Raw genomic sequence first — 5,241 nt, 5'->3', positions numbered from 1 at the left:
CCGATGACGCTCCGGCTCATGGCGACGCTGCTCGAAATCAGCGGATCGACCGCCGGGTAGATCCCCTTGGCCGCCTGCTTGCGCGACAGGATGATCGTCGTATCGAGATGCGCGAGGATGGCGCTCACCGCCGGGTCGGTCATGTCGTCGGCCGGCACATAGACCGCCTCGACCGCGGTGATGCTGCCGGTCTTCGTCGAGATGATGCGTTCCTGCAATTCGGCCACCTCGGAAAGCAGCGTCGGCTGGTAGCCGACCGTCGCCGGCATCCGGCCGAGCAGGCCCGACAATTCGCTGCCGGCCTGGACGAAGCGAAACGCGTTGTCCATCAGGAAGAGCACGTCCTTAGCGACGTTGTCGCGCAGGTATTCAGCGTAGGTCAGCGCTGCCAGGCCGATACGGAAGCGCACGCCCGGCGACTCGTCCATCTGCCCGAAGACCATCAGCGTCCGCGGCATCACGCCGGCGCCCTGCATGTCGTGCCAGAGCTCGTGCCCCTCGCGAATCCGCTCGCCGACGCCGGCAAAGACCGAGACGCCCTGGTGCAGCTGGACGATCGCATTCATGAATTCCATGATCAGCACGGTCTTGCCGACGCCGGCGCCGCCGAACAGCCCGGTCTTGCCGCCGCGCACGAAGGGGCACAGGAGATCGATGACCTTGATTCCGGTCGGGAGGATATCACCGGCGGCGGTCGCCTCCGACAGCGGCGCCGGCGGCGCGACGATGGGCCAAGCGGCATCGGCCAGCAACGGCTCGCCGCCGTCGAGCGAACGCCCGAACATGTCGAGCAGGCGCCCCAGGCAATCCGGCGCGACCGGCACGCGCAGCCCGCCGCCGCTGTCGAAAACCGGCATCTGCCGTTTCAACCCGGTGGTCCGATGGAGCGCGATGGCCCGCACGCGCTGCTCGTCGAGGTGGCGATGCACCTCGAAGGTGTAGCGCTCGCCGTCGAGCATGACGTAGATCGATCGGTGCAGCGGCGGAATGCGCGTACAGAGCACGTCAATGACCGGCCCCTGCACTTCCTGGATGACGCCGAGCGGAATCGCGTCAGCTTCGGGACTTGGCGACGAGTTGTCCGGTGACAGATCAACAGGCACAGGATGGTTCATCCTGAAAACCTCACCGCAAAGGCGCGAAGGCGCAAAGATCGCAAAGGAAACAACAGGTGGGTCGTACTTGACCATTTACCCTGCAGGTGGCGATGGAAGACAGGTGCTGTTCGCGTAGCGCTTTGATTTTCTTTGCGAACCTTCGCGATCTTTGCGCCTTTGCGGTGAAGAACTGAGTTTTTCAGGTTCATCCCAGCCTCGCGCAAGCGGTGGCTACTTGAATCGGTTGGCGACGACGACTCCGACCGTCTCGAGGCCTTCGACCACCGGCGGCGGCAGCGTCGGGACGCCATCGAACCCGGTCAGCGCCAGCTGGCCGTCCGGCGACGCGGCGAACCACAGGCTGCCGCCGTGCTCGTCGCCGAGCTGGTCGTCCTCGAAGAAGCCGTAGCACGCCTCGCTATCGACCTTGATCGAATAGGCGCCGGCATGGGTCGACCGGTCGAACCGATAGAACTTCTCGAGCGGAATTTCGACCATGCGGCCCGACTGGTGCCGGGACACTTCGCCGTGCGCTTTCGCCGCGGCGCGGCGGATATCCTCGATTTTCAACGTCTCCTCAAGGCTCGGCAGATGGCTGCCGATCACCCTCAGCAGCGTCTCGGTCGCCTTCAGCAACTCGTCGCGTTGTTCGGTCAGTTGCCGGATGGTCTTGAGACAGTCCGCGTGCACGTCCTGGTTGTTACGGATGTTGCTCTCTCCACTCATGTTTTCTCTCCTCCGCACGGAACGGTTCGGCAGGTGCTTGAACGCCACTTTCAGCATAGACCGCTACCGGCAAAAGGCGAATCCACGCCGCTGCCATTTATCCTGAAAACCTCACCGCAAAGGCGCGAAGGCGCAAAGATCGCAAAGGAAACAACAGGTGGGTCGTACTTGACCCTTCACCCTGCGGGTGGCGATGGAAGACAGGTGCTGTTCGCGTAGCGCTTTGCTTTTCTTTGCGAACCTTCGCGATCTTTGCGCCTTTGCGGTGAAGAACCGAGTTTTTCAGGTTTATTGATCCGGCGCGGTAATGTTTGAAGTCCGCTCGCCCTGAGCTTGTCGAAGGGGGACGGGCTTCGACAGGCTCAGCCCGAACGGGAGTTGAGACTTCTTCGTGCCGGATCGATCGTTGCTGCGTTATTGGAAAGTCATCCCCGGGCGCTCTACTATCCAGTTTGAAGAAGGAATGATCTTGCCGCCGGTTCCGGCCTCCGCTGGACCCGCAGGAGAAACATCATGTGTCTGGCAGTCCCCATGCAAATCAAGCACGTTGACGGACTCGACGCGCGCTGCACCGTCAAGGGGGTCGAGCGCGAGGTCAGCCTGTACATGCTGCAGGACGAACTGCCCTCGATCGGCGACTGGGTGCTCGTCCACGTCGGCTATGCCTTGCAGACGATCAGCGCCGACGACGCCCGGGAGAGCTGGGATCTGCTCGATCAACTGACCGTGGAGACACCCGGCCGTGCATGAACTCTCGCTGTGCATGGCCCTCGTCGACCAGTTGACCGAACTCGCCGCGCGTCATCAGGCGACGGCCGTCGCACGTATCGAGTTGCAGGTCGGCATGTTGTCCGGCGTCGAGCCGCTGCTGCTGGAGGACGCGTTTCCGATGGTCAGCGCCGGGTCGATCGCCGAGAAGGCCGCGCTCGCCATTACCGTCGTCGCGCCACGCATCCGCTGCCGGCGCTGCGGCCGCGAAGCCGAAGCCGCGCCGAACCGCCTGCTCTGCCCGTCCTGCTGCAGCTTCGACACGGAACTCCTGTGCGGGCAGGAGCTGATCCTGTCGCGTGTGGAGTTGGTGCGCGATACCGCTTTGAACTTCGCACCGGAGGAAAACCATGTGCACTGACTGCGGCTGCGGCCTTACCGACGGCAACCGGCACCTCGTCGCGCACGATCACGACCATGCGCATGGTCATGCGTATCGTCCGCGCCATGGTCGTCACGAAGACGGCGGCACCCTCAAGGCGCTGACGGAACACAACGACCGGCACGCGCGCGCCAATCGCGCCGCCTTCGACCGGCACCGCGTGCTGGTGATCAATCTCATGTCGTCGCCCGGCTCCGGCAAGACGTCCCTGCTCGAAGCGACGATCCGCGCCTTGCAAGGCACCCTGCGCATCGCCGTCATCGAAGGCGATCTGGAAACGGAGAACGACGCCGAGCGAATCCGCGCACTCGGCGTGCCGGCCGAGCAGATCACGACCGGCACGGCCTGCCACCTCGACGCGCACCTCGTCGAACACGCGCTGGCGCATCTCGATCTTGCCAGCCTGGACATTCTGTTCATCGAGAACGTGGGCAACCTGATCTGTCCCGCCAGTTTCGACCTCGGCCACCACCGCAACGTGATCCTGCTCTCCGTCACCGAGGGCGACGACAAGCCCGCGAAGTACCCGGTGATGTTCCGCGCGGCTGATCTGATGTTGCTCAGCAAGACCGACCTGCTGCCCTACCTCACCGACTTTTCGCCCGAAAATGCCGAAGTGGCATTGCGCAACCTGGCTTCTCTGGCCCCCATCCTGCACCTCTCGGCAAAGGACGGAACGGGGCTGGACGGCTGGATCGGGTGGCTGCGTGGCGCACGCGCGGAACACCGCCAGCGCCTCGACGCCGGCACGACGCTGTTGCCCGGCGAGCACGCGAAGGCGCACCGGACGCACAACGCCGCCGCCCCCGAAATCCGCATCGTGGCGCCGTCGCGCTAGCCGACCATGCACGACCGCGCCCGGCACTGGTTGCAAGAGATCGCCGCCCTGCCGCTGGCCGCGCGGGTACGCATCATGAACGTCTGCGGCGGCCACGAACGCGCGATCGCGCTGGCCGGCCTGCGTTCGCTGCTGCCGCCGGCGGTGCAACTGATCCCGGGGCCGGGCTGCCCGGTCTGCATCTGCCCGGAGGAAGACATCCGGCAGGCGATCGACTGGGCGCTTCATCACGAAGTCATCATCGCCAGCTTTGGCGACATGCTGCGCGTGCCGGTCAACCTGCCGCGCGGCGAGGTCAACTCACTGACTGTGGCCAAGGCCGCCGGCGCCGACGTGCGGGCGATCGCCGCGCCGACCGAGGCGATCCGCATCGCCTCCGAAAATCCGGCGCGCACCGTCGTCCTGCACGCGGTCGGCTTCGAGACCACGATGGCGCCGATCGCCGCGCTGATCGGCCAGGGCCTGCCCGCCAATCTGTTGATCCTGGCGAGCGGTCGCCGCACGTGGCCGGCCGTGGCCATGCTGCTCGATTCGCCCGACGCCGGCCTCGATGCCCTGATCGCACCAGGCCACGTGGCGACGGTGATGGGGCCGGAGGAGTGGACGTTCGTCCCCCAACATCACCGCCTCCCCGCCGCGATCGCCGGATTCACCGCCGACAGCCTGCTCGCGGCGATCCACTCCGCGCTTGTGCAGTCGCTGGAAGGCAAGCCGGCGCTGACCAATGGCTACGCCGCGGCGGTGAAGCCCGGCGGCAATGCGCGCGCGCGGCAACTGCTCGCGCAGGCATTCGACGTCGTCGATGCGCCGTGGCGCGGCATCGGTACGATCGCGCAGTCCGGCTACGCGCTCAAGCCGGAGCTTGCCGCCCACGACGCGCGCCGCCGCCTGCCCCCGGTCACACCACGGCTGCGCGGACCTGGCAACGACCTGCCGCCCGGCTGCGATTGCGCGCGCGTCGTCCTCGGCAAGATCAGCCCGCCGGCCTGCCGCCTGTACGGAACGGCGTGCCGGCCGGCGTCGCCGATCGGGCCGTGCATGGTGTCCGACGAAGGCGCCTGCCGCATCTGGTGGTCGGCCGGGCTGCACCAGCGTCCGCCAGCCAGGGCGACAAGTGCGGGGATACCGTCGTGAGCCCCATCTTCGACGGCGCGGTCGCCGCGATTTATGCAGGAGCCCGGCTCTACCGGGCGATTGGGCGCTCTCTTCAGCAGAAACGCCGACTTCATGTAGAAGCCCAGTTTCACTGGGCGATAACGGCATCTGATGACCAATCGCCGCATCGCGCAGAAAATCTGCGCTCCTACATGAGGTGGCGATGTCTGCGCGAGCGCAGATCGTTGGTTTTGACCGCAGCATCTACCTGTCCATTTCCCGCAGGGGACGGCATTTCTCGGGACGCGCATTAGATGCCGATCAGTGCTCAACAC

At 65.6% G+C, this 5,241-nt stretch carries 6 protein-coding genes; 4 read left to right on the top strand and 2 right to left on the bottom strand.

Features of this window, described 5'->3' with window-relative positions; translation table 11 throughout:
• The coding region (locus tag KBA32_RS15675; protein WP_294360872.1) for a F0F1 ATP synthase subunit beta at window positions 1–1,115 on the bottom strand (1,115 nt) is incomplete at its 3' end.
• 213 nt (window positions 1,116–1,328) lie between these two features.
• Window positions 1,329–1,823, bottom strand: coding sequence for a hypothetical protein (locus tag KBA32_RS15670; protein WP_294360870.1), 495 nt, complete (start codon window positions 1,821–1,823; stop codon window positions 1,329–1,331).
• Window positions 1,824–2,336: 513 nt separating this feature from the next.
• Between KBA32_RS15670 and KBA32_RS15665 the strand changes: the two genes are divergently transcribed.
• Genes KBA32_RS15665 through hypD form a run of 4 tightly spaced genes read left to right on the top strand, consistent with a single transcriptional unit; the run spans window position 2,337 to window position 4,945 of the window.
• Window positions 2,337–2,573, top strand: coding sequence for a HypC/HybG/HupF family hydrogenase formation chaperone (locus KBA32_RS15665; protein WP_294360867.1), 237 nt, complete (start codon window positions 2,337–2,339; stop codon window positions 2,571–2,573).
• Window positions 2,566–2,952, top strand: a complete 387-nt coding sequence (locus KBA32_RS15660) for a hydrogenase maturation nickel metallochaperone HypA (protein WP_294360865.1) — start codon at window positions 2,566–2,568, stop codon at window positions 2,950–2,952. The genes KBA32_RS15665 and KBA32_RS15660 overlap by 8 nt, the downstream gene beginning before the upstream one ends.
• On the top strand, window positions 2,942–3,811 hold the full coding sequence (gene hypB, locus KBA32_RS15655; protein WP_294360862.1) for a hydrogenase nickel incorporation protein HypB: 870 nt from the start codon (window positions 2,942–2,944) through the stop codon (window positions 3,809–3,811). Before KBA32_RS15660 ends, hypB begins: the two co-directional genes overlap by 11 nt.
• A 6-nt stretch (window positions 3,812–3,817) precedes the next feature.
• On the top strand, window positions 3,818–4,945 hold the full coding sequence (gene hypD / locus KBA32_RS15650; RefSeq protein WP_294360859.1) for a hydrogenase formation protein HypD: 1,128 nt from the start codon (window positions 3,818–3,820) through the stop codon (window positions 4,943–4,945).
• Window positions 4,946–5,241: the final 296 nt, after the last annotated feature.

The sequence above is a fragment of the Propionivibrio sp. genome (assembly GCF_017995515.1).
Taxonomy (GTDB): domain Bacteria; phylum Pseudomonadota; class Gammaproteobacteria; order Burkholderiales; family Rhodocyclaceae; genus Propionivibrio.
The sequence above is the reverse complement of the archived record's forward strand: the minus strand, read 5'-3'. Positions and strand labels throughout refer to the sequence as shown.